The sequence below is a fragment of the Rhodococcus sp. LB1 genome, assembly GCF_001583455.1.
GTDB classification, from domain to species: Bacteria; Actinomycetota; Actinomycetes; order Mycobacteriales; family Mycobacteriaceae; genus Rhodococcus_F; species Rhodococcus_F opacus.
The window spans coordinates 5,224-6,046 of the sequence record NZ_LTCZ01000134.1; the positions used below are offsets into that span (position 1 = coordinate 5,224).

General features: G+C 67.0%; 1 pseudogene. It reads right to left on the bottom strand.

Annotation, left to right across the window (positions count from 1 at the left end):
* Positions 1-303: 303 nt before the first annotated feature.
* Positions 304-823, bottom strand: a pseudogene (locus AZG88_RS52690) (hypothetical protein); the annotation flags it as partial.

The following is an 823-nucleotide window of genomic DNA, read 5'->3' on the forward strand; positions in this document are numbered from 1 at the left end:
GCAAGCAGTGAGTCGGAAGGTCTGTAGCGGTTCGGAGTCACTTCTGGAGGTGTGGACCTGTCCAGGGCGCGTTGCTTGACCGCGAGGTCGGCGTGTAATGGCGGAGTCGGTTATCAGAACTGTCTGAATGCCCCCGAGACTGCTGTGGCTTTGCTGCGGTGGATGAGGATCGCCCGTTGCTGATGCGGTCTGGGGTGTGTGAGTTGTGGGGTCGTGTGGTCATCGCCGGGTCGGGTTGCTCGGCGACCACGTCGATGAAGTGGTGGTGGTGTCGCCGTGTGGGTCCGCGTTTGGTGGAGCTGATCAAGTCGATTCGTTGCGGCGGCCGACGTTGGCGGCGTAGTTGGTCCAGTCGCCGCTGGAAGCGCGTTGCCACTGGACGGCGACGTCGATGTGGATGCCGAGCGTGCGGGCGAGGACCGCGGCCGGCAGTTCGGTGGCCAGTTGGAACAAGGCGGTGGAGCGGGCTTCGGCGAGGCGGATCCCGAGCCCACGCAGGCGCTCTCCGAGTCCGTCGCCGCTGATCGGCCGGCCGGGCTGGCCGCCGGGGAAGAGCCAGGGTGAGGTGCCCTGCTCGCCGAGGACGGCGTGTCCTCGCCTGGTCGCGATGAGGGTGCGTGTGAGCGATGCCAGCGGTTCGGGCAGCGTGATGGGCGTTTGACCGAGGCGGAGCCGGACCTGGTGGTCGGTGGCGTCGACGTCATCGACGGTCAGCCTGCTGATCGCCGACGGCCACTGTGCGTAGAGCAGGAGCAGCAGGCCGGCGACCCTGTCCTCGGGTCTGAGAGCGCATCTGAAAACTCGGGTGATCGGCGTGTGACTG